Raw genomic sequence first — 25,208 nt, 5'->3', positions numbered from 1 at the left:
GCAGCTGCAGCGCAGCGATTTAACAGGGGAGCAGCGGATGTGCGGCCAGCGTTCTCGAAGCTGCTGGGCGGATTGGGCTGCTGTCGAGTGCTGAGCGCACGTACTCTTTGGAGGGATTGAACCGAACGGCAGCGCCTTGTTTCTTGGTCGAGGTGAGGAAAGCGCCCGACGAAACGTCTATTGCTTTGCTCGAACGAGAATTTGATCTCGACGAGCTTCAGAGGCTGCTCTCTCTGGGGGCTAGAAATGACAAATATCGTTAGGTCTAGCTTGGAAGAGCTGGATGTAGAAGGCTTGAGCAAGCTTGTTGTCTTCGCCAAGGAGATAAACCGGAGTAGCAGCCAAGAAACTACGTTGATACGAAAGGTTGGACGCGAAAGCCCTCTGGCACTGTCGTTTGCGCAGCAGCGGCTGTGGTTTTTGGCGCAGCTGGATCGGACCAGCACGACCTACCACTTTGCGCAGGCGTGGCGGCTGCGCGGCGTGCTCAATCGCACCGCCTGGCAGCGCAGTCTTGACCGCGTGTGGGCGCGTCATGAGGCGCTTCGCAGTGTCTTTGTCGCCTCAGAGGGTGAGCCCCGGGTTGAGGTTCTGCCGCCGGATGCGGGGCCGCCGGTCGTGGAGCACGATCTGCGGGACAGGGTAGATGCGGACGCCGCGCTTGCGGATCTGTGCCAGGAGGAAGTGCGCACCACCGTTCGATCTGGCACGCGGTCCGCTGATCCGGGGGCGGCTGATCCGGATGTCGGAGCAAGAGCACGTGTTCCTGCTGATGCAGCATCATATCGTCTCGGACGGCTGGTCGCTGGGCGTGTTGGTGCGTGAGCTGAGCAGCCTGTACCGGGCGTTTGTGGCCGGAGAAGACGATCCCCTGCCGCCGCTTGCGATCCAGTATCCGGACTATGCGGCCTGGCAACGGCAGTGGCTGTCGGGCGAGCGGCTCTCGAACCAGGCGCAGTATTGGCGCAGCAATCTATCTGATGCGCCGGCGCGTCTGGCGCTGCGACGGACCGGCCGCGGCCGGCGCAACAGTCGTTTAGTAGGGCCAGTGTGCCTGTCGTGATCGATGCGGATCTGACGCGAGGCTTGAGGCGGCTGAGCCGGGAGCATGGCACGACGTTGTTCATGACGGTGCTGGCGGCGTGGGCTGCGGTGCTGTCGCGTCTGTCGGGGCAGGACGACCTTGTGATCGGGGTGCCGAGCGCCAATCGCGGCCGGCGCGAGATCGAAGAGTTGATGCATTGATGGAGCGCTCGATCTCGAACAGCGCATCGATCCGCCGCACGACCTCGATCGCAATCGGCGAGAGCGGGATTTCCTTCTTTCCGGCACCCTTGCGCCGCGCATTCTCTTCGATATCGGCCATGGCAAAGAACGGGCGCCTTCCATGCGACCAGCAGGCAGCTTCCCGGATCGGTCCGGGCTGCCGCCCGGCCAGATAGAGCTGGTTGTACCCGTCATAGGCGTCGGCCTGCAGGATGCCGGCATACCGGGCCAAATGCCCCTGAGGATGCTCGCCCTTGCGGTCGCGGGAGTAGTAGAACATCGCTGCTGGAGGGCCCGCGCCCCCGAACGGCCGGTCGTCCCGAACGTAGATCCAGCACCGTCCTGTGTCGGTCTTGCCCTTGGCCAGCACCGGCACCGTCGTATCATCGGCATGAAGCCGCTCGGCCGCCATGACATGGGCTTCCACCAGGCGCAGCAGGGGATCCAGCGCCGTACAGACCGAGCCCACGGCGTCCGCCATGGTCGACAGCGCGATCGGCACCCCTTCCAGGGCATAGCGCTCGGCCTGGCGGTTCAAGGGATGATGCTGGCCGAACTTCTCGAACATGATCATGGCCAGGAGGCTCGGGCCGGCCCATCCCCGGGCGATGGCATGGAACGGAGCCGGCGGCTGGCTGATCTTCTCGCAATCGCGGCAGGAGAACTTCTCCCGGACCGTCTCGATCACCTTCCACTGGCGCGGCACTACTTCCAGCGTGCGCGTCACGTCCTCGCCGAGCTTGCGAAGGCGATTGCTGCCGCAGCATTCACAAGCCGTAGGTCCTTCGATCACCACCCGATCCGGGGGAAGGTGCTCAGGGAAGGTCTGGCGCTCAGCGCGCTTGCGCGTAAATCCGCGCACCGTCGTCGTCTTCGCCACGCTCGTTCTGCCGCAAGCTCGTCCTCGGTGGCGTCGGCTTCCAGCTCTTCGAACGTCAGCGCCAACTGCTCGATCAGCCGCGCCGAACGTTCCGACCGCTGCCCATAGATCTGATGCTTCAGCTTGGCAATCTGCAACTGCTGCTGGGCGATCAGCGCTTCGTCTTCCGACGCTTTCGCGCGAGCGACCGCGAGCTCGGCGGCGATCTCCAACCCCTTCGCGCGCTCGGCTGCCAGCGCCTCCTTCAGGGCGGCAACGTCATGCGGATCAGAGGCGCGATCAGCTCCCCGCGCCTAGCACGCTGCTGGCCACCATCGTGGCGCGCAGGCCAGCTCCGGCGCCGACCGCGCCACCGAGCAGCGCACCCAGTGGCGCTAGACCCCAAACTACGCTCCGGATACTCGCGCTGACGCGGCCCTGCACCCGGTTCGGGACAGGCGCGTATCGAATCGGGACCTGGTGCACGTTGTAGATTTCCTGGCCAACCCACAACACGAACTGGGACAGCGCCACGCACGCCAATGCAGCCCACCGCGGCTCGGTAAGCAGCGCCGCCAGAGCCATGCCTGCGGCGCTGAGCGCCAGGGCGACCATCAACACCGGCCCGAGGCCGATCACGAGGCCGGCCCACGGTGCAGTGATCGCGCCGACAACGCCACCGAGTGCGCCGATGCCGACTACCACGCCCGTGGTCCAACCATCGAAACCTAACTCCTTGGTTAGATACAGCAAAAGACCGCGGAGTAAGCGTTGTAGCAGAAGACAAAGATGGCGGTAGCCAACGTGACCGCTCGCAGAATCGGATGCCAAATACCGCTGTCAGCCCTTCTCAATCTGGCCGAGTACGAGGTCGACCCAACCACCGGGTGCTCGGCCGCGCGCATCGGCACCAGTGGCAACAACATGGTAGCGAGCAAGAAGGAGGCCGAGTTGGTAGGATCGCTATCGGCGCGGAGAACGCGCTGAGCAGCCAGCCGGCCCAAGAACGGACCGGCCGCCAACACGCTCGCTTTGCTGAGTTGCCAAAAACTCTGCGCCCTGATCAGTCGAGCCCGGTCCACCACCGTCGGCACACACGCCAGATAGGTCAAGTCGGCGATCACCGCGGCCGCTCCGAAAAGCGTGTTCGCGATGTACAGCTGGATCATTCCGAGGTGCCCAAGGCCGGCTAATAGTAGCGGAATCGTGGCCAGCGTCGCCGCCATCACCAAGTTGGCCGTCAACAGGATCGGCCGGTGCGGCAGGCGGTCCACAATCACCCCTGCGAACAGGCCGATCACCAGGTAAGGTGCGCGGCCGCAGGCCAGCAGCAGCCCGGTCTCCGCTGGCCCCGCACTTAGCAGGGTAATAGCGTTTAGCGGTAGCACCAGCACCGTCACCTCGGATCCGAGCTGCGACACGGTGTGCCCGATGAGCATGGCTAACTAGTCGCGCGGCAAACCGCGAGGCGGGCCGGAAAAGGCGGGGCGTCTCACGCCTCGACGGTCGGGGCCGGCGTCTAAAGATATCCCAGCCGGGCCAGTTCACCACCGGCGATCCGCTCGAACTCCGCGATCTGCGCCCGCGTCAGATCCTGGTTGTAGCGACCGAGCCGGCCGGGATGCAGCGGTTTGCCGGCGGACTCGGCCGCTGGGTGGCCGTACGGGCGCTCGAACAGCGCGTGCTCGTGTTCGGCGTGGCGCAGCACGGCCTCGTCCCAGGGCAGGCCCAGGTGGTCCAGTATTTGGGTCAGGGTGGAGCGGGGGCTACTCACCAGATCCTCATACCGCACCTCGAGATAGCGGTCTGGCGGCGCGACCCGATGCGGCCGGCACACCACTTCAAGCCACCCCCGCGCAGCTTCAGCTACGGTCCGGTATCCCCAGTCAGGCACGGTTTTCAGGTGCGAAGCGGCCAAGTCCCGACCATCCCGCACAATGTGCACGAAATGAGCGCGCGGCCATAGCCGGGCATAGTCGTCGACCTCGGTTATCTTACGTTGCAGCTTCAGTCCCCACGGCCGGGCTCCAGTGCACGCCCTGCGGAATTCACCGATCTCATTGATCAGCTTACATCGCTCGGCGAACGAGACGACGTCGCTGGATAACTCAGCCATCACCTTGGCGACCAGCGTGCGCATGGCGTCGAAGTCCAGGCCGGATCTCCGGCACTGCACCACGAAGTGTACGCCGTCATACCAGAACGGGTCGACGTCGAACCAGAAGGAGTCGATTCCGCTTTTAGCCGTAGGGCGAGCGGCGAGCATGTCGACCGAGCGCAGGATGTGCGGGCCGAGGTCCGGCGGTTCGAGGAAATCGATTTCCGGCCCCACCACCAGATCGGGATGCGAATCTAGCACCACGCTGAGCAAGGTGGTACCGGATCGATTTTCGCCGCCGAGCAGCACCGGCGAGGTGGAAAACGGGTCGAACTCGGGCATGCCAATGTCCTCCTGTTGAGAGCTTGTACTCATGGATAGCTGGGCGCCGTGAACCAGCGCCGGACCGAAGCAGGGGTGGCCACGAAGTGATCGCCGGCGAACCGCATGGCGGCGGCAATCGGGTCCGGGTCGCCACCTGTGCTTTCCACTCGGGCCAGTACCGCCGGCAGGGCCTGTCCGGCGCCTTCGATCGCAGCCCGCACATCGGTGTCGGACAATGCCGCGGATGGCATGAACCGGCCGCCGTACTGCATGAGGAAGCCACGTGACCACATCTCCTGGAAGAACGCGTGGCCCAGTTCGGCGTCGGCGAACACGACGTCAAACATGGTGGGCCAGGCGAAGGCCCACGCCTCGAGCTTCTCGTCGGCGAAGACATCGTTGGGCCCGTTGATGAGTTGCTCTCCGAGCTGTCGCATTTGGGCAAGCGCTGCGACGCCGCGCAGCGCGTCCAGGGTGCTGGGCGCAGCTGCAAATAGGGTGACCTCGCGCTGATAGGTGTTGCCAAAGTAAGTCTTTTCGGCGGCGTTAAGCACGTCCGCCCGGCCGATCACCGCGGACAGCGCCATGCCATTCGCCAGTCCTTTGCTCAGTGTGATCAGGTCGGGTGTGAGTCCGACTGCGGTGTGGTAGCGGCCGAGGGCGTAGCGGAATCCGGTCATTTCCAGGATCAGCAGGGCGCCGTGCTGACGCACCAAGTTCTGCAGCTCACGGTGGTATTCGGGCGGGAAGACGTTGACCTCCGGGGGGATGATCACCGCAGCGACGCGCTTCAGCTTGGCCAATTGATCGAGCAGGTCCAGGTCGTAGTGAAAATCCACACTGTCCCAGTCCCGGTTGGCAAGCCCCATCCCTGGCCGGTCCTGCAAGTGCCAGTCGTGCCAGCCGTGATATCCGCTGGTCAGCACCAGATTCACGCCCGGTGTGCGCGGGCGAGGCGGACCACGGCAATGGTGGCGCAGGAGCCAGTGCGGAAGAACACCGAGCGTTGCGCGACCGGAAAGATCTCCGCCAGCCGTTCGGCTAACTCGACCCGATGCACGGACAACGGCCCCAGCAGGATGCCGCCGGTGCGGCGCATTTCCGCGGCGACGTGATCGACTACTGGTTCGTATCCGGCTCCCAGCGGCGCGGCCCCGGTACACGAGGTAAGATCCACGTATTGTTTTCCGTCAACATCCCACACATGCGCGCCGGATGCGCGGGTCATCACCACCGGAAAACGCCGGTTGAGATCCCATTTCTCCGACGCGGTAACGCGGAGCCCGCAACCAATGGCGGTGCGTCTCGGTCGCGGCTGCGGTGGTGCTGAGAGTGCTGATGGACATGGGGTCCGTTAGGCCAGCTGCGTGATTATCCTCCGAGCGATCCGCAGCGCGTTCGCCTGAATGGTGAAGGTCGGGTTGACGCCGCCGGAATAAGGGAAGAAGCCGCCGCCGCGACATAGAGATTGTCGATGTCGTGCACCCGGCCCCAACGGTCGGTCACGGATTCCTTCGGATCGATCCCGGATCGGCAGCCGCCATGCAGATGCCCACTACCAAACTGGTAGTTGGAATCCTGGTAATCGAACTTCTTCACGCCGGCCTCAACCAGCAAGTCCGACGCGAGCCGAGACAAATAGCCTAATCGGCGTTTGTCTAGCGGATGGGTCCAATATTCAAGAATGATTTTCGGCAGACCTAGCCGATCCCGACTGTTCGCCAGTCGGACCGCGTTGCTGCGCATGGGCTGGTCGGCCGCCAGGAAATGCAGTCGTAGCGCTATCTTTCCGTCGCGTACCGCCCGCTCGGTCGGACTGGCTTCGTAGATAAGTCCGCCCAGCCCGGAAGGCGCCTCGTCGTCGAGATAGTGATCGGAGATCGCGACGGTGGAGAAGGGACCGCCCACCGACTGCGTGGGCACCCGGTCCAGCGTGGTGCTGCCGGACACGTAGCCGCTGATCTTGAACGAGATGCCGCTGCCAACCATGTCAGTGCCGTTCCCTATGCCGTTCGGCGCGGCGTGCTGCGCAGATCGTAGCAGCAGGGCGGCAGACTGAATCGCGTTGCCGGCGATCACCACGCAGCGGGCGCGGACCCGAGAGCGTTGCCGGGTAACGGTGTTCAGCCATTCCACCGAGTCCGCGCGGCTGACGTTGCCCAGGTCGATGCGCACAGCCTTGCTACCCAAGGCCACCGTCAACGCGCCAGGCGGCAAGGGAGCGTGAATGAACGGGGACCGCGCGTCCGCCCTTGCGCCGGTCGGACACAGGTGTTCGTTGCACGGGCCGCAGGAGTGACAGGCCGGGCGGCCGCCGTACGGCACCGAGTCGGTCGCCAGCGGGGTGGGGAATGATAGCCGGCCTAGGCGTCCGCCGGCGTCGGCGATCAATCGCCCCTCCAGGCTGTACTCGTGCGGCGGCAGCACGGCAGGATCGCTTGGCGGTTCGTGCGGGTCCGCGCCGGCCATCCGGGCCACGCCCATCGGGGGTAGTCGATGGGCCAAACCGGGTCGAGCGCGTCCGCGGCCACATGCGCTCGCGCATCAAAATCGACGGTGCGATAACGGAAAGCTATCCCGGCGTAGAGGGTCATTCCACCACCGAGCGCCGACACGGTCCACGGGCGTCCGAACGGCGTCAAGGCACCGGGTGGAGAGCGAACCAACGCGTCATTCATACCACGTCGGACAGACGCCAGTGAGGCGCCGGGGGGTAGCTTGCGGCCTTCTTCCAAGACGAGCACCCGAAAACCGTTTCGGGCGATCTCATGGGCGACTATTGAACCACTGGCACCACTGCCGATTACACATACATCAAAGGCATCGGCCGTCATTGTCTCACCTCTGACAACAAACATCGGCCATGCGTAATGGCGACTGTCCATCAATGGGCAGGTCGATCCGGCGATGAGAATTGTCACAGCCGGCGTTGAACGTACGGCAAATCTATGCCACGCCCAGCTCTGCCAGAAACCGTCGTGACCTATGAGAGTCGTACAATATGACGCGACGTGCGATTCAAGCCCTTTCAGCGGCGTCGCATGAATATTAATCCCGCCTCCCAGAAGGAGCGAAGTTAAGAAACTGAATATAGAGAGTACCGTCATCAAAGCACCTGACGCGAACAGGACCGCGGCGTCCACTGGTGCTCAAACTCTCAATTCATTCTCATCTAAAAATGCAAGTTCACAGCAGTTGTCCATGCATTAGCACGACGGCTTCGGCACGGTTGATCATTGCAAGGGGACAAGTGGGAGGCGAGCCGATCGAACTCCCCAGAGGCAAACGCCTGCACGCTGCGCACCCCGCAACTGCGTTATGGCGTTTCCCGAAGCAGGCAGAGCTTTCTTACTGGCAGCTCGCCTGCAGTGTCTTCACTCGCCGAAAGCTCGCAAAGCGCTGCAAGATCGTAGCTGAGACTGCTACTCCGGCGCGGTGGCGATTGCCGTTCATGCGACAGCGCGGTTTGTGCCTCCGGCGATGCGTCCAGCTCCGCGATGGCCGTTTGCAAACTGGCACTGCCCGCATCGAGATGCGGATTTAGCCCTCACTCCTTATTTCCGATGCTGGCCACGTATGATTCCGGCAAGCCCAGCTTTCGGGCGACCGCTCGCAGGTCAGATGCGTAGCTTTGATTGGTGGTCTTTTCCTGCGGGATGGTTGGAAGATTGAAGCAAAGCGCAAGCTCGGCCGTTCCGTTGCTAAATTGGGCGAGAACTGGTTCAGGTCGATAGGCTGCGACGCTCGGCCCTGAATAGAGCCGATCTATCTCGGCATGGGTGAGAGTCGCGGTTGTGCCGTAGACCCGCCCGTCCGGATCGGCCAGCAACGTCGCCCGATCTCCGATCCTCAGTGCAAACCGCTCGATATAGGCCTGCCTGACATTGGCTGGCCGAAGACCTTTCGCCTCGAGGCGTTCCGGATCCATGAACAGACCATAGAAGAAAACCGTTACTCGATCCGCCATGGAAAAACCGTAGCCGTTCCCGTTCTCAAAGAAAAACCGATCGACGCCCCTAGGTCGCCTTAGATCACAACCGCGTCCATCGCATGCGCCACTAGAATGTCTATGCTCGCAGTGATGACAGTCCGTGAAGTGCCGAATGCATACACGTTTCTCTTAGCTTCGTTGAAGGCGAAAGCGCTTGAACAATCAAAATGATTCACAACCACGAACGTTTGCCAACTTCCTGATGAGTTTGAGTCCCTGTGGCGCAAGATGCGCCAGCAGGGACGATCATGCGGATCAGCTCGGAGAAGGGGGCTTTACGCGCTATTCTCGGCGGCCATCTTGAGGAGCAGCCGGACGCGGTTCTCGAGGCGATCGCCGCTTCTCGCGCGCAGCCAAAGCGATCAGCGTGCCGACGCTCTTGGTTCGGCAGCTTCAAACATCCTGCAAAGCAGAAAACCATCTAATCCGTTCATGCGATCGACGATTTCGCAAAAAATTGGGCTTTGAAGAGATCTTCGTATTCGTCGCGCAGAAGATTGCCTAAGACGTGGCGCCGCTCAAAATCCATGCAGTAGGGAGTAACGTCGCCGTTTGGGAGAGGGACATTTCGATACTGTCGTTCGTCAGCACATGTCAATGGTCCGACGACTGGCTCGCGTGATTCAACCATCTTAGGATCGACACTTCCGCCCCTGCTACTCAGCGGCGGCCCGTTCGGGTCGCAAGGGACTGTCGCGACCTACTTGGAGATCCTACAATATGACGCCACGTACGATTCAAGCCCTTTGAAAAAGAGCAGAATGGAAGGGCGCTTGCATTCGTACGAAACCAGACCGTTTCATCGCGCCGCCTTCGAGCGCTTTTCCTGTAGAGGGCGGCCTGGGCCGGCACCCCCGGGTGCAGTTCCGATTGGAAGTGCCCACCACGACGCTGGCAGGGCTGGCATCCGTCCGCTCGTGGCTGCGAAGAAATCAAGGAATTCCCGAAGGCCCGAAAGGCCAATGCTCGTAGCTACCGCCTCGCGACAATTCACAGAAACTCATTCGCCGCTGGCGTGATTTGAGCGACTCACGCTATGCCATTACCATCCAACAGCCCAAATGCGAGAAGAGAATCAAGATGAATGCTGCCGCCCGCAAACTGCCCACGTCAGGTTACGCGCTCGAAGTGGATGGTCGATTGAAAGCCGAATTTACGACCAGAGATGGAGCAAAGGCTGGGGCAGAAGAGTTGAAGATGCGCTTTCCAATGCTTCGGGTCAAAATCTACGATGCGCAGACGATGACCCGAGAAGAGATATCGCTTCCACGGGTCTAGCTGCCCATGGAACGGGTTTGATCCGTGCGGCAGGCGCCGCACTGTTCTCGACCCCAGTGGCCTGGTGCGTCGCCCTGTGTCTGAGCCGCTCACGGATCCTACCGCGTTTCGCGCCGGCGCTGCGCTGATTCTCCCGCGAGTGCCTTACAGATCTCGGGATGGCTGTCGGCCCCGAGTCCCGCCGGTGCGGCGCTCTGCTGACCTCTCCAGGCTCACGCCCACGAGTCGCTCCGCTTTGCCTCGCTACGGGAGCATTCAGATCGGATATTGGCGAAGTTCCTAGCAACGTCCGAGCCGATCAGCCGGCCACCCCAGAGTAAGAGGTCGGTCGGGATTTCCATGACGGGTTAGAAGTCGCGAGAGAGCTCGCGGCGCCCGTCATGGAGATAAGCCATGACCCAGCTGAATGTATTGGACGCCACTCGCGGTGAAGATGGTGGCTACAAGGTAGATGTGAGACGAGGGGAGCGGATTGGCCGCGTGTCCTCCGAATGGTTCTCCCGGCCGGCAGACGAGCGGTACCTGTCGCTGTCAGAGCTATATGCCGCCGTGCGCGGCCGCGCCGAGCGAAGCCGCACCCGGACGGCCGAGAGCTCCGCGATCAGGGTGGAAGCGGATCGCGACGAGCGGAGCGGCTGACGCTGTTCCTACCAGGGGAGGATTACCCCTTGCGCCGACCTACTGGAGCTTCGGTCAGCTTACGACCATGGCTGGTGCGCCGTCCACCTATTTGCGCCAGCTCCCAGCACCTCTCGCCGCCATTAATCTCCAGTATGCGCTAACATCGCATCGCGCCGAATTGATCAAGACCGTCGCGGTCGAGGACGCACGCGTCGAATTGCGCGCGGTCACGGGCCCCGAGTACGGTCGCATCTACGACCATGAATTGGTCGCCGCGGTCCAGCGGATAGCTGGCAACGGCGCCGGCGATACACGCTGGAAGATCCCTGGTGTGCTCGACTGGTCGACGGGCATCTATAACCCGCGGGTCGATATCACGAAAAACACCACCACGCTCTATGCCTCGGATCGTGACGTTTTCCTGTTCCTGGTGGACGACCTCAACCCGATCGAGGCGGGCAGGTTGCCGGACGGTTCGCCCGACTTCTACTTCCGCGGCTTCTATTGCTGGAATTCCGAGGTGGGCGCGAAGACGCTTGGCATCGCGAGCTTTTATCTCCGGGCCGTCTGTCAGAATCGCAATCTCTGGGGCGTGGAAGATTTTGAGGAAATCACCATCCGCCACTCGAATACGCCGCCTCACGCTTCGCCTACGAAGTAGCACCTGCGCTCACCCGCTTCGCCAATTCCTCGCCTATGCCTTTTGTTAACGGCATCAAGGCTGCGCGAGAACGCATCGTTACGCGCACGGACGATGATCGAACCGAATTCCTGCGCAAACGTTGGTTTGGTAAATCAGAGACCGCAAAGATCATTGAGACGGTGCTCGCTGCGGAAGGCCGCAAGCCTGAGAGTGTGTTCGACTTCGTGCAGGGCATCACGGCTGTTGCACGCGACAAGCCGCACCAGGATGTCCGGCTCTATCTCGAATGGCAGGCGAAGAAGCTGCTCGACGGGGTCGCCTGACGCCGGTTGGGGCGCGCCGCGCGGCCACCTACAACGTTTGTGTTTGGGTTTTGGCGTCGCCCTCGAGAGGAAGAGGGCGGCGCTCAGCTCCATGACGGACAGGGAGATCCAGAGAAAGGCTCTGGATCGTCCGTCGCGGAGCAGCCTCAATGGCAATATCTGTTCAGAAAATCACGCTGAGTCAGCCTAGTGATGTTCCCTTCGACAGGCGGCGGTCAGCCAATCCAATGTCCGCCGCATCAAGGCAGGCCTCTCGATCGAGGAGCTTGCGCAAGGCACTGCGCGCCGCGCGCTCCTCCAGGACCAATCACCGTGCGGCCGGTTTTATCGGAGCCTAACCATGTCAATCCGGGCTTCCGATCTCGCGCGCCGACTTGCCGAGCAGGCCGAACTTGTCTGTAGCCATTACCTTTCCAACGGCCGCCGCATTGGCCGGTATTGGATCGTAGGAGACGCACGCAACACACCCGGCCGGTCCATGTTTGTTCGGCTGCGCGGACCTAATGCGGGGAAGGGATCCGCCGGTAAATGGACCGATGCGGCTACCGGCGAGCACGGGGATCTGCTCGACGTCATCAGGGAAAGCTGTGGGCTCCTTGAATTTGGCGATGTCCTAGCCGAGGCTCGTCGGTTTCTCAACCTGCCGCGGCCTGAGCGTGAGCCGGAATCGAAATCCTCGATTGCGCCCGCTCCAGTCGGCTCACCGGAAACGGTGCGGCGCCTTATAGCGATGTCAAAGCCCATTCATGGCACGATCGCCGAAAGGTATCTTCGGACGCGCGGCATTTTGGTCTCGCACGGTACCGAGAGCCTTCGCTTCCATCCGCGCTGCTACTATAAGCCGGATGACGTCTTGCCGACAGAGACCTGGCCCGCGCTGATCGCCGCCGTCACCACTCTCAATGGCATCATCACCGGCATCCATCGCACCTGGCTCGATCCTTCAGGTCGCGGAAAAGCGCCAATCGATACCCCGCGTCGCGCGGTGGGTTTTCTGCTCGGAAACGCAGTCCGGTTCGGTGTGGCGAATGACGTACTCGCTGCGGGTGAAGGCATAGAGACCATGCTGTCCTTGCGCTGCGCTCTGCCGACATTGCCCATGGTATCAGCACTTTCGGCTCACCATCTCGCTGCCATGTTGCTCCCTCCGGATCTGCGCAGGCTCTATATCGCACGTGACGCCGATGCGGCCGGCGACGTAGCGGCGACGGTTCTGACGCAACTTGCCGAAACAGCAGGCATCGAGGCGATCGGATTGTCGCCTCGGCTCGGCGACTTCAACGAAGATCTGCGCACCTTCGGCATCGACGACCTTCGGGCAACCCTGCGCATTCAGCTCCTGCCGGAGGACGTCGTCCGCTTCTTGCCTTCGGCGACCGTAGTGTAAGCTACGACGGTCGAAAGCGAAGTCTGAAGATCGGTCAACCGGAGGTCTTTTGCCGGACAGTGCCGCGCCCCGGCCTTCCAGAGGGCGATCGGACGGCGAGCGGGGCGGACCGGCAATGGCCGCGATGCGGCTATTTTCCGCCGGCGGTGCTCGACATCAAAAACAAAGCCTTGGCAATGCCGCCTTTGCATCGCGAAGCAAAATAGCCGCACCTCTGCCATCCTCCGCTTCGCTTCGGCCCTCCACTTCGTTTTGGGTTCTGGTCCGACCCGTCCGCCGTCAGGTGATCGCCACGAAGGCCGCGATGAGCGCGGCCAATGCAGCAAAGGACCTCTTCCCATGACCGATCATGACGACTCCGAATTCGAATCGCCCCACGGCTCATCCCCAATCGACCACGTTCTGACCGAATTGCAGCTCTACGGTTATCGTCCATACAGCAACGAGCCAGATCCGAGGCCACTGCCCGAGGGCAAGACGATCACAGCCGCGGTAGCTGATATTTTCGACGCTCTGGTCGTCTCGCTAAACGACACCCGCATGGAGCCGGATCTGGAAGGCCTGCTATGGTCGGCCGCCAATCTGTTCCATCGCGCGACCCACCGGGTCCAGCGCGAGCTCGATGACAACGAGCAGGCGCAGCGGAAGAGCCAATGTGAGCAGGATGGCTCGGAGGTGCGATCGGTCGAACTCGAGCGGCTTACCGCAGAAGGAATTTCGTTGATCGAGCGCCGAAACTGCATTGAGCTCTTTCGAGACCTGGCCATCGAGCAGTTCGAAATCCATACGCGCTCGCCCTGGCGGCCCCGATCCGGATCACTGGTCAACCATCATTCACTCACCGCAGCGGTGATCGATTCCAGAGACTTCCTCGCTGCAAAACGCCGCGCCGAGACAGAGTCGCTGTTGCCAGCTGGACCTAAGATTGCATTGACCGGTGGCCTTGATTTCAACGACCACCGCCTCATCTGGGACCGTCTTGACAAGGTTCACGCCAAGCACCCCGACATGGTCCTGTTCCATGGCGGCTCACCGAAGGGCGCCGAACTGATCGCCGCCAAATGGGCGACGAACCGCAAAGTGCCGCAAATCGCCTTCAAGCCGGACTGGACCAAGCACGCCAAGGCCGCACCGTTCAAGCGCAACGATGCGATGCTGGCGCTAATGCCGATCGGGGTCATGGTTTTCCCCGGCACTGGCATCCAGGACAATCTCGCCGACAAAGCGAGGCGGTTCGGAATTCCGGTTTGGAAATTCGGCGACGGCGACGCGTAAAGCGCCGCCTGCCCGTTTGATACAACAGAACTGGGCCGTTCGTGTTGCTCGCTCCATTTGTCTTTCGGTGACGACACAAGCGAGGAATTTGCCTCGCTTCTTTATCTCGTTTCGGTTAACTTTCGCCGGCGCCGTGGTGGTGGTGGAAGGCGCGACCCGTCACATCTTTGAACGGAGCTCGCCACCATGCTTGCCATTGGACTCATTCTCAACATTCTCGGAATCGGTGTCGTCTGTTGGCTCGTCTTTGAGCTCACGGTGTACGCTCTTCCATTTTTGATCGCTTTTTACATCGCTACGGTGGCGCTTCACAGCGGCGCCGGATTGTTTGGCACGCTCTTCACCGGCATCGCCGCTGGAGCCGTGGCGATTACGATTGGTCAACTCGCATTTGCCGCCCGGCCGCTGATCGTCCGCACTCTAATTGGCGCGGCATTCGTCGGTCCGGCGGCACTGGCGAGCTACGATCTAATTTTTGCGGCCTCTCAGATCGGCGTTCCATCGCTGCTCTGGCGTGAGGTCTTCGCCTGGACCGGGGCGATTTGTGCCGGCGCGACGGCCTGGAGCCGCCTGGCCATTTACGCCGGGTCACGTTCGTTTGGCCGGGGCGGTGAGGTCCGGAGCGAGCCTCAACCGCTACTGGCGGCTGAAATGCGCGAGGAGTGATTTTTACCACCAGGTTCTCGAACACCCGCGCATTGATGTACGCGCGGCGGAGCTCTCGAGCCTCGCTCATTGGAGAACGCGGCATCTTTCGGAACGCCACAGGACCAGGATGCCGATCATTCGACACCGAGTGTAGTGGACGGGGGCTCGGTTGCGATAGGGGCATCTCGGCAATCGATCGCGTGTTTCCCGCACGCTGTTTGTTTATTGCGCTGGAACGAGCCGCCCTTTTACATGCTGAAGCCCGATAATTGCTCACGTCTTCTCCTGGGCTGTCTAGCCCGCCGACGCACCTGGCCTCTTGATGGCTTGATCTGGCCGAAGACCGGCTGCGCCTCGATCGTCTGAGCCGCAACGACGTCGTCAAGACTTTCTTCCCCTGGGCAAAGCCCATTCCTCGCGAGGCAAGAAAGTCTTTCCGCCGGCGTCCTCCGCTGCACTCCGGCCCCCAAGCGGGTGCGTCGCCGATCGCCTTCGGCCTGTTCTTCGCCATCGAGGCCGCGGTGGTCGCGGGCTCGAAACAACCAAGGAGAAGTGACATGGCTACCATCGGTTCTTTCAAGAAGGTCGGCAACGATTTCCAGGGCGAGATCATCACCCTGAGCCTGCAGGCCAGAGGCGTCCGCATCATCGCCGAGCCCAACCGCGCAAGCGAAAACGCCCCCAGCCACCGCGTCTACGTCGGCCGGGCGGAGATCGGAGCGGCCTGGTCAAAGCGCTCCGAGGAGGGCCGCGACTATCTCTCGCTCAAGCTCGACGACCCCTCGTTCAACGCGCCGATCTACGCGAACCTGTTCGACGAGGAAAGCGGCGAAGGCTACACGCTCCTTTGGTCGCGGCCGCGGAAGAGCGGAGATTGAGAGCAGCTGCCAAGCCCCGCCCGGTATTCTCCGGGCGGGGCCTTCCCTGGATCCGTCAGCCCGATAGGCTTTGCCTTCGTCGCATTTGCGCCGTTGCCGATCTCGGCCTCCTTTTTTTATTTACTCAGATTTCGCGCAACGATTCGACGCGAAACCTCCACTCCGCCTCGCGGAGGCGCTCGTGTGAGTCGCCGAAGAGTCAAGCGCGCAAGCGCAAATTAGGCCAACAACGATCGACGCGACTCGCTCTATAACTCTGCCCAGAGGAAGCTATGGATCGTATCATGGAGCCGAATGATGGCGCATTCGTTTAGGGCGTTTCACGAGCAAGGGGCAACGCTCAAGCGCATCTGCGTCGCGCAAGCGATCGTCAGCCTTTCGGCGCTGACATCGACCGCTCTGCTGCTATCGAAACTTGTGTCGACGATGATGAATGGCTTCCACTAAGTGCTCATGGCGTCTTTGCGTTGGAGGCCGCCATCGTCGGGACAATCAGTACCACTAAACCAAAAGCCGGTCCGCATAGCGCAAAGCACGTGCGATCCGGCTTAGGTGTTCTGCGCTATCAATCTAATCAAGGCGGTTAAATCAACTACACTGGCGAGTTACCCAGCGCGCGACGCCCTGATAGATGAGAGCACGTCGTCACGGAAAGAAGCTACTTTTTCTTCTTTTTGGCTTTTTTCGCTGTCGTCTTTTTTGCCTTCTTTGCTTTCTTGGCCATGTGTCCTCCATCATTCCTCAGCTGAAATAGTGCAGGCCAGGAATGGGCATGCACCACTGAAATATAACATCAAATTGGCAACATTGACATTGAGACAGCTCAGTTACCCACTTAGACCTTTCGAGTCGCTTGTCTCTCCCAAAACCCAAATGCACGACGCAAAAGAACGGAACCGCAACCCAATTCCTGAGGGCCGTTCTCTTGCCCCATTTGGCCCAAACGATCCGCGCTGAAAAAGCTATCTACAGGGGGCGGCTATTGAATCATTGCGTTGGTTCTTCGCGTGGTCGCACCGATGACGACGCGTTTTCCTGGACGGCCGCCGATTACGATGGGGCCGACTGGGCGTGGGAGTTCTTACGCCGAAATGAGGACTATATTGCCGACTGGCGAACCTCCGTTCCGCGGCACCTGCCATGCATTACATTGAAGGACGGCACGCGCCTGCTGCGCCTCAGGCAGCGATTTCCGCGCGCGGAGAAGTGGGGGCTTTACGCCTTCGCCGATCCGAGACTCTGCGCCCACGACGCAACCGTAATCTGGCATGCCAATGCCTTGAAACGCGTGGTCCGGCTGAGTGCTAGGATGCCGAATGAGCACAGCGGTGCCATCACGCGCGCACTCGCTGACTTCAATGGCGATCGACTAGCGGTAATTGATACCGAAGGCGTTCAGTACGTTTCGATCAAAGGCATCGGCGGCGTTCGCGTCAATGTCGAAATCAAAGACCTGTCCGTCCTGACCGCGCCATTTGCTGCGGTCTTTGAACTCCACGACCTCGACGATCTCTCAGGGCAGACCGAGGTCCTGAAGGGGCTTCACCGCTTAACTGACAGCGATGTTAGCAATCTTCAGAGACCAACGCTTTCAGGCGACGAACGCCTCCGCCAGGCCCTCATCGCGCTCGATGAAAGCCTGAACGGCAAGACGTATCGGCAGATCGCGATTACTCTATTTGGAGAGAAGAAAGTTGCTGAGGAATGGCTGGGGCCTAGTCAATATTTGAAGGACCGCACGCGTCGCCTCGTCGCCAAAGGCACCGAGTTGATGAAGGGCGGTTATCGCGATCTCCTGAGTTAGAGGACTCGGCCATGTTGTGGCTTTGACGAGTTTTGCTCGCGTGGGATGGCGAAACAACGCCCGCCATCTTCGACACTGCCAAAAACGGTCCGGATCTGACGACGCTTCTCCTTGCATCTCTTAGTTGTGCGAGATTCGAGAAGGGGACCTTCGACGATGACAAAGAGCGACGACATGGAGCCGGAAAAGCGGTTCCTCAACACGGTGGAAGCCGCCGCCTGGCTCCGGCTTACCAAGAACACCCTAGAGAAGATGCGGGTGAACGGCAGAGGGCCCGCTTACCGCAAGCACGGACGGTATGTCCGCTACCACATCGAAGATCTCGTCGAATGGTCGCAGGCAAGCAAGCGGAGGTCGACCTCCGATGCAGATTGATCGCACAAGACTGTGGCGCCAGGCCAGCATTCTCTCGGCCATGTGCGCTGGGATCATCACTCTTGTGGTGTCCTCTGCGCCCTCTGTGCCGCTCTTGATTTACAATGCGTCGGGCAGCGCTCCGACGGGCTTCTACTATCTGGAGCAACGTTTACCAGTGCCCGGCGAACTCGCCGTCTACAAGCCGCCTCCCGCGATCGAACTCTTGCTCATCGCCCACAAGATTTTGCCTCTGCCGGTACCGCTTCTGAAGCGGGTCGAAGCGAGCGGTGGAGACGAAGTCTGCCGCGCCAAAGAGCCGATCGGCACCATATCCATCAACGGCAAGGTCGTCGCTGACTTACTGGAGAAGGACCGCGAGGGGTTTCCGCTTCCGTCCTGGGAAGGCTGCATGAAACTCGTCGAGGGGGAATTTTTCCTGCTGCAGCCACACCCTCATTCGTTCGATTCGCGATACTTCGGACCAGTTCTGCGTTGCGATGTCTTGGGCGTGGCGCACCCGCTCTGGACTTGGAAGTCGGATGTTTGAAGTGGCGCATGGCGGCGATCTGCGCGTCGTAAAACCGACGCGTACCTCTTCACCCGAGCGGCCGGGCGCCATCCGCAGCGAGATCGCGAGCTTGGCGGTCAAGCAAGCTCTTCCATTTAGATCAACGGCTGAAACGAGCGAAGCGGGAGAGCAAGATAAAAGTACTGGCGCTTCACCCCGCTTAGGTCCTTGTCTGCACATCCAAGAATTGGCGACATCGTTGGGCGCGATGTCGCCAATTGTGGCTTAAAGCAATGCTGTCGTTCGTTGATTGCGTCTGCGTCTTGGCAGTCGCACGCCGGCTTCACATATCTCCGGCCTTCCTGAAGGGTCCTCACGTCATGCATGGCGTCGACGACGACGAATTCGAAGTGAAGCTCGGTCGGATCGGCAACCGCAAAGCCAGGAGGGCGACCAGCTATCTCCGGCGTGTCCGCCAAGCAGCCGAGAAGGCCGGCCCCAGTTTGCGTCGCGCGTCGGACTTCTCAGGTGGACGGATCGGCCGCGGATACGCGCAAGGCGCGGTGCTGGCCGGGCGTGCGAAAGCTAAGGGCCTGCGTCGGGTCGTGATCAAGGCGCGCATCGTGCGCATCAAGGCCGGTGATAGTGCTGCCATCCGGGCCCATCTGCGCTACGTGCAACGCGACGGTGTCACGCGGGACTTTGAGCCAGGGGAGCTCTACGACGCAACCAATGACCGGGCAGACGGCAAGGCCTTCACAGAACGATGTGCCGGGGATCGTCACCAGTTCCGGCTCATCGTGGCACCGGAAGACAGCGCGGAGCTCTCCGACCTGAAGCCCTTCATTCGCGATCTGATGCATCAGATGGGGCAGGATCTCGGCACCAGGCTCGACTGGGTGGCTGCGGACCACTTCAACACGGGCCATCCGCACAGCCATATCATCTTGCGCGGCAAGGATGGCCAAGGACATGATCTCGTAATCGCGCGCGACTACATCGCCCATGGCTTTCGCGCGCGGGCTGCGGACCTCATCACCCGGGAGCTTGGTCCAGAGACTGAGATCGAGGCCGCGCGGAAGCTCCAGTATGAGGTCACGGCCGAGCGTTTGACGCGCCTTGATAGGGCAATCCTTCGTGACACTCGGGAGGCGATTTTTCAGCTCAGCGTGCGGCCCAAGGATCCGGTCTGGCGTTCCGCGCGGATGGGGCGGCTTCGAACGCTCGAACGGATGGGACTGGCTGAGGAGGAGAGCCCTGGCCGTTGGCGGATCGATTCCGAACTGGAAACGAAGCTCCGGCGGATGGGTGAGCGTGGCGACATCATCAAGACGATGCATCGTGAGCTTGCAGCGGCAGGAGTTGCACGAGCCGCCGGCAGCTATGCGATCTTCGATCCCGAACGGAGTAACCAACGTCTGATCGGACGGGTCGTGGGGGAAGGGTTTACGGACGAACTGACGGAGCGCCGGTATGTGGTGATTGATGGACTCGATGGACGGACGCACTATGCCGAGATCGGCGCCATCGGTACGAACGATGAGCCACTGGTCCGGAACACTATCGTCGAACTCAAATCGCGAACTGCCGAGCTAGGCGAGATTGACCGAACCATCGCAAAGATCGCTGCCGCCCAGGACGGTGTCTATAGCGCCTCCCTTCACCGTGAGTTCGACCCGCGAGCGTCAACCGAATTTGTTGGATCCCACGTTCGACGTCTTGAGGCGATCCGGCGGCAAGGGATGGTGACCAGTCGTGCCGATGGTAGCTGGCGTGTCGGCAAGGACTATCTTGATCAGGCGCTCAGATACGAGCAGCTACAGCGGTCGCGCAGTCCGGTGCAGGTCGCGGTGCTGTCATGGCAAAGGCTCGAAGACCTGCCGCAGGCTCTGGGGGCGACCTGGCTCGACCGCCAGCTCCTTGTCAAAACGCCAGAGACCCTCGGGCCAAGCGGAATGGGTGCAGAGGTCGAGAGGGCTCTGCGGGCGAGGCGGCAATGGCTGATCGAGCAGGGCCTTGCGCGCGAGGAGAGGGGCCAACTGCGGTATGCCAGAGATCTGGTGCGGACACTTGAAGCCCGCGAACTTGCCAGGACCGCTTCGGACATTGCAGCGCGAAACGGCCTCGAGCATGTCGAGGTCCAAGCAGGAGACCGCCTCACCGGCGTCTACCGGCGCATGCTGACGCTCAACAGTGGACGCTATGCCCTTATCGAGCGGTCTCGAGACTTTGCGCTAGTGCCATGGCGCCCGGTTCTCGAACGGGCGAGGGGACAAATGGTGACAGGCAACGTTGGTAGAGAGGGGATATCCTGGTCAATTGGCCTGAAGCGCGGCCTCGGACGCTGACGCTGCCTCTCGTGGTACCAGTTTGGAATCTCCCCTGTTACCGTTCGATCAGTATCTTGGCGGGACGAGTCGTCCTAATCCAGTCGCCGAGTGAGATCTCGTAACCCCACAACCCGACCACGGGCTTGTTCAGGTAAACGAACAATTCGCCATCGCGTTTGGGCGTCAGCCCTTCAGCGAGGGTTTCGGACTTGTCGGAGACGGCAAAATCCTTTTTGTCCGGGAGCAGGCTGTCGCTCTGCCTTGGCGGGGCCCAGTCGAGAAAATCCTCCTCATTGCCTCTCGAGCCGATCCGAAGAACGATGTTGCCCCACGGACGGTCAAAGCTCCTGCGAAATGGGAACAAGACAGTCATGACCACGGACTTCCATCCGGACAGGTGGGACACCGGCTGACCGCCCATGTAGGACTCTTCGTCAAAGAACGTCCACTTGCCCGAAGGCGGATTGGTCTCAGGGTCGGGGAGCCGCTTGAAGACGACGCGATACCGAACGCCGGTTTCCAGAAAGACGCCGGTGGATATACAAAGATTGTTCGGTTTGTTAACGGCGCCATCAGAGGTATCGAAGATGAATTCGGCCTGCTGCTTGCCGCCGACATGCATTAACCCGTTACGGCTGGCATCCAGCCCTGCAGTCTCCGTGCAGAAAGTCCCAAATGAATCTCGGATAGAGAACAGATAGTGGCTTCCGAACGCGAGCGCCAAATACAGCATGCCAAGTGCTGAAACCGCCGGCGCGAAGTAAAATTTGAAGCCTTGCAGGATGATTGATAGATCCAAAATTGTCTGAGCTTCCTGATCGCAAACTCTGGCAGGAAGTACAAAACGAGAAACGCAATCAGAACACTGCGGACGGGCTCCGCCGTATAGGCAAGCAGAATTTCATCCCATGTAGGGGGCAGCACCAACCAGCCAAGTCCAGGTACGCGGCCAAACAGAGGGTAGAACAGCACGTAAGCGATAGCGGCGACGAACATGATGCTCCGGAGCGGTGAGGCTTCGGTTCGGCGGGCTTGTTCGTAGACGGAAGATACTCGCTCCACAAGAGCCGCATCCGGTCACTGATCGATTGGCCGAGCCGGACGCCTATCCAGATCAGGAAGGCAACGAGACCTGCCCAGATCAGGAACCATGCTGGATCCCGGGCATAGGCATCGATCCAGCGGGACGCCAGTCCTGGAAGGACTGCGCCGATCAGGCGAATGGTGTCTGAGACCATCCGAAGTGGGGTTCGGAGCTCCTGAAAGGCATAGCTGTCCCTCAGGAGCGGATAGAGCAGGAGATAGCCGGTCACGAAAACGGTCAGGAAGTAAATCGCGCGCTTTCGCCAGACGACGTCCCAGATCGCTTCCTGGGCCGCGTGTCGATCCTTCGCCTGTTCGCCTTCCGCTACCCCTTTTGTGTTGGGCTCGATGGTGGAGCTGACATTGGACATCGTGGGTCCAATTGCCGAGTAAGTTACCGCAGCATCTGTTGACTTCACGACCTCATAGTTCTTTGGAAATCCAATCGGCGCATAGAAGTGCGCACCCATTCTTATCCGACCGAACACAGCATCGTGGATCTTGGGCAGGCGCTGCGGGTGAGGTTTGCCGTCCTTGTCGAGAGTGACTGGCACCGCATCGTAGAAGTCGGCGATTTTTCGGGGGCTGTATCGGTAATAGCCGCCAAGTCCGCTTCTTGAGTCGTAGAGCCGCCCGTCTTTGTCCTTTGCCGAATCAGTGCTCAGCAAGGCATCTGGCTCATCGTCAGGCATGTCCTTGAAGGTGAGGCCGGCTTCTTTCGCTTCCGCCATGATCCAGGCAAGTGAGACGTTGGCGAGGGAATCGTCCGGGTACCCGCCGCCTACGTTCGAGTGCACGCCGGCAAACCATACCTGCAGCAATTGTTCGCCGCTGGTCGACCGGCTGGTACCGCTCGGCTGCGTGTTGGTTTCATCCTCGTTCCATAAGACCGGATGGAAGGTTGCGCGTTCGTCGTCGATTGCGAGCGCATGCCGGGCCTTGACGATTTTCTTGTTGAACTCCTGGTTCGGCAGTTCCAGCGGCCAGATCCACTCGCTGACGCCTCGCGTCATCTCGTCGATCGGCAAACCATAGGCCGCGACCGTGTCCCATACGCCGACGAACTCAATGCTTTCGAGTGGACGCTCACAGGAAGTATAGAACAATTTGTCGAGCCAGAAGCGTGCGAGCCGGAATGGATATTGCAGATTCCAAGCCGGGTACTTGTTGTGCCGGTAGGCGCGATAGGCGGCGAACGATGACGTTCCCACGCCATCGTCATAAATTGCGATCTGGTTGGAGCCCTTGAGCTCGAGTGCCTGGAATACCCGCCACACATTCGTGCGCCAGACCTTGCCCGCCGAGTTTCCGGTACCATCCGAAAGCAGAATGATCTTTTTGGCCATTGCTGTTCTCCAGTAGAACTGATTGCAATCGATTGTTTAGATCGCAGTGTCTCGGCTCAGGTCGGCCTGCCGAAGGGCATGAAATACGGGAGCAAATTTAGCGCACCGAGAACGGCGACTTGGCCAATCGCGGCCTTTAGACATGCAGTCTTGATAGCGGTGAGAATACTCAACAGGCGGAATGAGCCTGCCGTGAGCGGAACGAATGATTTGAAAATGGCTGCTATGGCGATGTCTTCCGCGATATCAAAGGCCATGTAGCAGATCGGAAAGCCCACCACATCCAGCTTGGAAGGCACGACAAGAATCCCAACTGCTCCGCGAGCGGGACCGACACAAAGCCGAGGAACAGTCCGAGGCAGATCAGAAAGAGGATGTCGAGCGGAAAAAGCACCGGAAAGAGGTATCCGCTGATTGTTCCTGATTGGGTTTTGTCGGCGAGCCAGCGTGCAAGGGAAGCGTGGCTGAGCGCTTCGTTCTGCGAGGGAATGTACTTAAGATGTTCGAGAAAGCGCGCCGCGACGTCCTTGCCATATCGCGGTGCAACGAAAAACCTGACCGCGAGATTAAGTGCAAGCGTCAGCGCGAACAGAATAACGATCTTGGCCATTGCGTTCCCGGCTCAAAGCGGCGTCCTGATCATAAGATCTGGTCTCAACGCAGCATTGGGGCTCGCAATCTGGCTCGCCCTTGCGGATGCGTTCGGATTCTAAATGACCTGATACTGCACGCTGTCAGGTTGTTTGGCTATAGTATGCACGCTTGAAGCAGAATTGCCTGTGGGTATGTCTGCGTTCAGTAACGCCTCGTTCCTGAACATGTCGTTGATCGGCGGAAGCGACCGTCGCCTGTAGCTCAGAAGCGTTGGATGCGTTGAGGATCGCCTGTTGCGTGCAACGGATCGCGGGTAAGGCCATCAAGCCGAGACGAGGGAGTAGCTTGTGCTTCTTCCGCCCCCTGATCTTTGGTCAGGATACCCTGATCAACAAGGCCCTGGATGTCGCGTAGCGCTGTATGTGGCGAGCACTTTTCGATCGTTGCCCATTTGCTGGAGGTTAGCTTTCCCTCGAAACCGTCAAGCAAACGATTCAGCATATCGCGCTGTCGATCATTCATGCTGGCAGAGGCGTGCCGTTTCCAGAACTCCGCCTTCTCAAATACAGCTGCGAGAATGGTTTCAGCCCACTGAAGGCGCGGTCGAGACAATCCAAAAACCACTCCAGCCACGGCGTGACGTTAAGGTCGCCCTTCTGGGTGCTCTCCAGCATATCGTAGTAGGTCTTTCGTTCTGCGCGTATCTGGGCCGACATGCTGTAGAAGCGTTGCGGAATTTCTTCTGACCGGGCGAGCGACATGTCGGCGATGGCGCGCGCGATACGCCCATTACCGTCCTCGAAGGGATGGATTGTCACGAACCAAAGATGTGCGATTGCGGCCTTGATGATCGGATCGATCTTCTCTTCGGCGTTGTACCAATCGAGAAACGTGGTTATTTCAGCACCTAGCTTGTCGGCGGCCGGTGCCTGGTAATGCACGCGCTCACGATCGTATTCGCCAGAGACGACCTGCATTGGTCCTGCCGAGGCGTCGCGCCAGGCTCCCACAGCGATCTTCTTCATGTTGCTGCGGCCCGTCGGAAAGAGCGACGCATGCCAGCCGAAGAGTCTCTCTGCTGTGAGCTCGGCTTTGAATTTCTGAGTGGCGTCGAGCATCATCTCGACAATGCCTTCCACGTTGCGATCCGCTGACGGCAAGGCGCCGGCGGCCATGCCGAGCCGACGCGTGAGCGATGAGCGCACCGCATCCTTGTCGAGTTTTTCTCCCTCGATTTCGCTCGATTTGAGAACCTCCTCGGTCCAGGGTAGTCAGGACGGCCTCCTCCTGCTGCGGGAAGCCCAGCGCCTGCATCCGGCTTATGAGCTGTCCCTGGCGCGGGCGGACGGCCGCGAGCTGCTTCGCGAGCGCATCGGTGTCCCAAGAAAAAAGAGGCCAATCAGATAGTTGGTGGATGTATCCCGGCATTCTCCGCACTCCTTGCGGAGAAGGAGAATATGGCGGGTTTATCCGCATCCGCAAGTATTCCCTGCAAATTATGCGGAGAATAAGCCGCTAATCTCCGCATCACTGGGGGGTGGAGTATCAAAGTAGTGAGCAACTCAGACTTGCCCCTAACGTTCTCCAATTCGCCA

General features: G+C 60.5%; 28 protein-coding genes and 3 pseudogenes. 15 read left to right on the top strand and 16 right to left on the bottom strand.

All coding sequences use genetic code 11. The features are described from left to right. Nucleotides 1-240 precede the first annotated feature (240 nt). Complete coding sequence (locus tag RX331_RS23420) at nucleotides 241-537, bottom strand: hypothetical protein (RefSeq protein WP_317258376.1); 297 nt, start codon at nucleotides 535-537, stop codon at nucleotides 241-243. On the opposite strand from RX331_RS23420, the gene RX331_RS23415 reads away from it, so the two are divergent. The 3 genes from RX331_RS23415 to RX331_RS23405 are packed head-to-tail and all read left to right on the top strand — an operon-like array spanning nucleotide 421 to nucleotide 1,245. Then, nucleotides 421-825, top strand: coding sequence for a hypothetical protein (locus tag RX331_RS23415; protein WP_317252256.1), 405 nt, complete (start codon nucleotides 421-423; stop codon nucleotides 823-825). The genes RX331_RS23420 and RX331_RS23415 overlap by 117 nt on opposite strands. Continuing rightward, nucleotides 719-1,063, top strand: a complete 345-nt coding sequence (locus RX331_RS23410; RefSeq protein WP_317258219.1) for a condensation domain-containing protein — start codon at nucleotides 719-721, stop codon at nucleotides 1,061-1,063. Before RX331_RS23415 ends, RX331_RS23410 begins: the two co-directional genes overlap by 107 nt. Further along, entirely contained in the window at nucleotides 1,051-1,245 is a 195-nt protein-coding gene (locus RX331_RS23405) for a condensation domain-containing protein (RefSeq protein WP_317252255.1), read from the top strand. Before RX331_RS23410 ends, RX331_RS23405 begins: the two co-directional genes overlap by 13 nt. Here the strand turns inward: RX331_RS23405 and tnpC are convergent. From tnpC to RX331_RS23360, 9 genes and pseudogenes are all read right to left on the bottom strand, one after another. After that, nucleotides 1,211-2,394 (bottom strand): annotated as a pseudogene (gene tnpC, locus RX331_RS23400) (IS66 family transposase); the annotation flags it as partial. The gene RX331_RS23405 and the pseudogene tnpC overlap by 35 nt on opposite strands. 31 nt (nucleotides 2,395-2,425) lie before the next feature. Next, the gene (locus tag RX331_RS23395; protein WP_317252254.1) at nucleotides 2,426-2,878 is read right to left on the bottom strand and encodes a hypothetical protein; all 453 of its coding nucleotides are present in this window, start codon (nucleotides 2,876-2,878) and stop codon (nucleotides 2,426-2,428) included. Beyond that, nucleotides 2,866-3,564: an MFS transporter gene (locus RX331_RS23390; protein ID WP_317252253.1), complete on the bottom strand. Its 699-nt coding sequence runs from the start codon at nucleotides 3,562-3,564 to the stop codon at nucleotides 2,866-2,868. Before RX331_RS23390 ends, RX331_RS23395 begins: the two co-directional genes overlap by 13 nt. 80 nt (nucleotides 3,565-3,644) lie before the next feature. After that, on the bottom strand, nucleotides 3,645-4,565 hold the full coding sequence (locus RX331_RS23385; RefSeq protein WP_317252252.1) for a sulfotransferase: 921 nt from the start codon (nucleotides 4,563-4,565) through the stop codon (nucleotides 3,645-3,647). A 29-nt stretch (nucleotides 4,566-4,594) separates the two neighbouring features. Beyond that, nucleotides 4,595-5,482: an aminotransferase class III-fold pyridoxal phosphate-dependent enzyme gene (locus RX331_RS23380; protein WP_317252251.1), complete on the bottom strand. Its 888-nt coding sequence runs from the start codon at nucleotides 5,480-5,482 to the stop codon at nucleotides 4,595-4,597. Next, nucleotides 5,479-5,775 (bottom strand): aminotransferase class III-fold pyridoxal phosphate-dependent enzyme, encoded by a 297-nt coding sequence (locus RX331_RS23375; protein WP_317258218.1) that lies wholly within the window; start codon nucleotides 5,773-5,775, stop codon nucleotides 5,479-5,481. The genes RX331_RS23380 and RX331_RS23375 overlap by 4 nt, the downstream gene beginning before the upstream one ends. Nucleotides 5,776-5,918: 143 nt before the next feature. Beyond that, nucleotides 5,919-7,016, bottom strand: a complete 1,098-nt coding sequence (locus RX331_RS23370) for a GMC oxidoreductase (RefSeq protein ID WP_317252250.1) — start codon at nucleotides 7,014-7,016, stop codon at nucleotides 5,919-5,921. Further along, the gene (locus tag RX331_RS23365) at nucleotides 6,935-7,381 is read right to left on the bottom strand and encodes an FAD-dependent oxidoreductase (protein ID WP_317258217.1); all 447 of its coding nucleotides are present in this window, start codon (nucleotides 7,379-7,381) and stop codon (nucleotides 6,935-6,937) included. Before RX331_RS23365 ends, RX331_RS23370 begins: the two co-directional genes overlap by 82 nt. 713 nt (nucleotides 7,382-8,094) lie before the next feature. Next, nucleotides 8,095-8,514, bottom strand: a complete 420-nt coding sequence (locus tag RX331_RS23360) for a gamma-glutamylcyclotransferase family protein (RefSeq protein WP_317252249.1) — start codon at nucleotides 8,512-8,514, stop codon at nucleotides 8,095-8,097. A 1,104-nt stretch (nucleotides 8,515-9,618) separates the two neighbouring features. Here RX331_RS23360 and RX331_RS23355 point away from each other — a divergent pair. The 12 genes and pseudogenes from RX331_RS23355 (at nucleotide 9,619) to rlxS (ending at nucleotide 20,608) form a co-directional block, all read left to right on the top strand. Continuing rightward, nucleotides 9,619-9,816, top strand: a complete 198-nt coding sequence (locus RX331_RS23355; protein ID WP_317252248.1) for a hypothetical protein — start codon at nucleotides 9,619-9,621, stop codon at nucleotides 9,814-9,816. 393 nt (nucleotides 9,817-10,209) lie between these two features. Further along, nucleotides 10,210-11,403: pseudogene (locus tag RX331_RS23350) on the top strand (DUF932 domain-containing protein). A 340-nt stretch (nucleotides 11,404-11,743) separates the two neighbouring features. Continuing rightward, nucleotides 11,744-12,790, top strand: coding sequence for a toprim domain-containing protein (locus RX331_RS23345; RefSeq protein ID WP_317252247.1), 1,047 nt, complete (start codon nucleotides 11,744-11,746; stop codon nucleotides 12,788-12,790). A gap of 339 nt (nucleotides 12,791-13,129) precedes the next feature. Continuing rightward, nucleotides 13,130-14,065, top strand: a complete 936-nt coding sequence (locus RX331_RS23340) for a DUF2493 domain-containing protein (protein ID WP_317252246.1) — start codon at nucleotides 13,130-13,132, stop codon at nucleotides 14,063-14,065. Nucleotides 14,066-14,251: 186 nt separating this feature from the next. Continuing rightward, nucleotides 14,252-14,731, top strand: coding sequence for a hypothetical protein (locus RX331_RS23335; protein WP_317252245.1), 480 nt, complete (start codon nucleotides 14,252-14,254; stop codon nucleotides 14,729-14,731). Between the two features lie 539 nt (nucleotides 14,732-15,270). Further along, a complete protein-coding gene (locus tag RX331_RS23330) occupies nucleotides 15,271-15,591 on the top strand; it encodes a DUF736 domain-containing protein (protein WP_317252244.1) in 321 nt (106 codons plus the stop codon). 297 nt (nucleotides 15,592-15,888) lie between these two features. Beyond that, on the top strand, nucleotides 15,889-16,038 hold the full coding sequence (locus tag RX331_RS23325; RefSeq protein WP_317252243.1) for a hypothetical protein: 150 nt from the start codon (nucleotides 15,889-15,891) through the stop codon (nucleotides 16,036-16,038). A gap of 478 nt (nucleotides 16,039-16,516) precedes the next feature. Then, nucleotides 16,517-17,395, top strand: a complete 879-nt coding sequence (locus tag RX331_RS23320; protein WP_317252242.1) for a DNA -binding domain-containing protein — start codon at nucleotides 16,517-16,519, stop codon at nucleotides 17,393-17,395. 156 nt (nucleotides 17,396-17,551) lie between these two features. Then, nucleotides 17,552-17,770 (top strand): helix-turn-helix domain-containing protein, encoded by a 219-nt coding sequence (locus RX331_RS23315; protein ID WP_057836670.1) that lies wholly within the window; start codon nucleotides 17,552-17,554, stop codon nucleotides 17,768-17,770. Continuing rightward, nucleotides 17,760-18,299: a S26 family signal peptidase gene (locus RX331_RS23310; protein ID WP_317252241.1), complete on the top strand. Its 540-nt coding sequence runs from the start codon at nucleotides 17,760-17,762 to the stop codon at nucleotides 18,297-18,299. Before RX331_RS23315 ends, RX331_RS23310 begins: the two co-directional genes overlap by 11 nt. Then, nucleotides 18,292-18,549: a hypothetical protein gene (locus tag RX331_RS23305; protein WP_317252240.1), complete on the top strand. Its 258-nt coding sequence runs from the start codon at nucleotides 18,292-18,294 to the stop codon at nucleotides 18,547-18,549. Before RX331_RS23310 ends, RX331_RS23305 begins: the two co-directional genes overlap by 8 nt. Before the next feature lie 91 nt (nucleotides 18,550-18,640). Further along, nucleotides 18,641-20,608 carry a relaxase/mobilization nuclease RlxS gene (gene rlxS, locus RX331_RS23300; protein WP_317252239.1) on the top strand — a complete coding sequence of 656 codons (1,968 nt, stop codon included), beginning with the start codon at nucleotides 18,641-18,643 and terminating at the stop codon, nucleotides 20,606-20,608. 37 nt (nucleotides 20,609-20,645) lie between these two features. Here the strand turns inward: rlxS and RX331_RS23295 are convergent, their stop codons facing one another. The 6 genes and pseudogenes from RX331_RS23295 to RX331_RS23270 all read right to left on the bottom strand — a co-directional run. Then, complete coding sequence (locus tag RX331_RS23295; protein WP_317252238.1) at nucleotides 20,646-21,389, bottom strand: hypothetical protein; 744 nt, start codon at nucleotides 21,387-21,389, stop codon at nucleotides 20,646-20,648. Nucleotides 21,390-21,447: 58 nt separating this feature from the next. Then, nucleotides 21,448-23,019, bottom strand: coding sequence for a DUF2235 domain-containing protein (locus RX331_RS23290; protein WP_317252237.1), 1,572 nt, complete (start codon nucleotides 23,017-23,019; stop codon nucleotides 21,448-21,450). Nucleotides 23,020-23,242: 223 nt separating this feature from the next. Continuing rightward, the gene (locus RX331_RS23285; RefSeq protein WP_317252236.1) at nucleotides 23,243-23,629 is read right to left on the bottom strand and encodes a hypothetical protein; all 387 of its coding nucleotides are present in this window, start codon (nucleotides 23,627-23,629) and stop codon (nucleotides 23,243-23,245) included. Nucleotides 23,630-23,874: 245 nt separating this feature from the next. After that, the gene (locus RX331_RS23280; protein WP_317252235.1) at nucleotides 23,875-24,135 is read right to left on the bottom strand and encodes a hypothetical protein; all 261 of its coding nucleotides are present in this window, start codon (nucleotides 24,133-24,135) and stop codon (nucleotides 23,875-23,877) included. Further along, on the bottom strand, nucleotides 24,132-24,818 hold the full coding sequence (locus tag RX331_RS23275) for a Fic family protein (protein ID WP_317252234.1): 687 nt from the start codon (nucleotides 24,816-24,818) through the stop codon (nucleotides 24,132-24,134). Before RX331_RS23275 ends, RX331_RS23280 begins: the two co-directional genes overlap by 4 nt. A 118-nt stretch (nucleotides 24,819-24,936) precedes the next feature. Then, a pseudogene (locus RX331_RS23270) lies at nucleotides 24,937-25,041 on the bottom strand (DUF4172 domain-containing protein); the annotation flags it as partial. Nucleotides 25,042-25,208 lie beyond the last annotated feature (167 nt).

It is taken from the genome of Bradyrhizobium sp. BWA-3-5 (assembly GCF_032917985.1).
Classification (GTDB): Bacteria; Pseudomonadota; Alphaproteobacteria; order Rhizobiales; family Xanthobacteraceae; genus Bradyrhizobium.
The sequence above is the reverse complement of the archived record's forward strand: the minus strand, read 5'-3'. Positions and strand labels throughout refer to the sequence as shown.

Coding starts and splice junctions, on each gene's coding strand:
- RX331_RS23390 (WP_317252253.1), bottom strand. CDS start 3,564: ATGCTCATCGGGCACACCGTGTCGCAGCTCGGATCCGAGGTGACGGTG.
- RX331_RS23420 (WP_317258376.1), bottom strand. CDS start 537: ATGACGCGCCCACACGCGGTCAAGACTGCGCTGCCAGGCGGTGCGATT.
- rlxS (WP_317252239.1), top strand. CDS start 18,641: ATGCATGGCGTCGACGACGACGAATTCGAAGTGAAGCTCGGTCGGATC.
- RX331_RS23310 (WP_317252241.1), top strand. CDS start 17,760: ATGCAGATTGATCGCACAAGACTGTGGCGCCAGGCCAGCATTCTCTCG.
- RX331_RS23330 (WP_317252244.1), top strand. CDS start 15,271: ATGGCTACCATCGGTTCTTTCAAGAAGGTCGGCAACGATTTCCAGGGC.
- RX331_RS23345 (WP_317252247.1), top strand. CDS start 11,744: ATGTCAATCCGGGCTTCCGATCTCGCGCGCCGACTTGCCGAGCAGGCC.
- RX331_RS23365 (WP_317258217.1), bottom strand. CDS start 7,381: ATGACGGCCGATGCCTTTGATGTATGTGTAATCGGCAGTGGTGCCAGT.
- RX331_RS23335 (WP_317252245.1), top strand. CDS start 14,252: ATGCTTGCCATTGGACTCATTCTCAACATTCTCGGAATCGGTGTCGTC.
- RX331_RS23280 (WP_317252235.1), bottom strand. CDS start 24,135: ATGAATGATCGACAGCGCGATATGCTGAATCGTTTGCTTGACGGTTTC.
- RX331_RS23315 (WP_057836670.1), top strand. CDS start 17,552: ATGACAAAGAGCGACGACATGGAGCCGGAAAAGCGGTTCCTCAACACG.
- RX331_RS23370 (WP_317252250.1), bottom strand. CDS start 7,016: ATGGCCGGCGCGGACCCGCACGAACCGCCAAGCGATCCTGCCGTGCTG.
- RX331_RS23360 (WP_317252249.1), bottom strand. CDS start 8,514: ATGGCGGATCGAGTAACGGTTTTCTTCTATGGTCTGTTCATGGATCCG.
- RX331_RS23285 (WP_317252236.1), bottom strand. CDS start 23,629: ATGGCCAAGATCGTTATTCTGTTCGCGCTGACGCTTGCACTTAATCTC.
- RX331_RS23290 (WP_317252237.1), bottom strand. CDS start 23,019: ATGGCCAAAAAGATCATTCTGCTTTCGGATGGTACCGGAAACTCGGCG.
- RX331_RS23325 (WP_317252243.1), top strand. CDS start 15,889: ATGGCGCATTCGTTTAGGGCGTTTCACGAGCAAGGGGCAACGCTCAAG.
- RX331_RS23355 (WP_317252248.1), top strand. CDS start 9,619: ATGAATGCTGCCGCCCGCAAACTGCCCACGTCAGGTTACGCGCTCGAA.
- RX331_RS23305 (WP_317252240.1), top strand. CDS start 18,292: ATGTTTGAAGTGGCGCATGGCGGCGATCTGCGCGTCGTAAAACCGACG.
- RX331_RS23340 (WP_317252246.1), top strand. CDS start 13,130: ATGACCGATCATGACGACTCCGAATTCGAATCGCCCCACGGCTCATCC.
- RX331_RS23375 (WP_317258218.1), bottom strand. CDS start 5,775: ATGACCCGCGCATCCGGCGCGCATGTGTGGGATGTTGACGGAAAACAA.
- RX331_RS23385 (WP_317252252.1), bottom strand. CDS start 4,565: ATGCCCGAGTTCGACCCGTTTTCCACCTCGCCGGTGCTGCTCGGCGGC.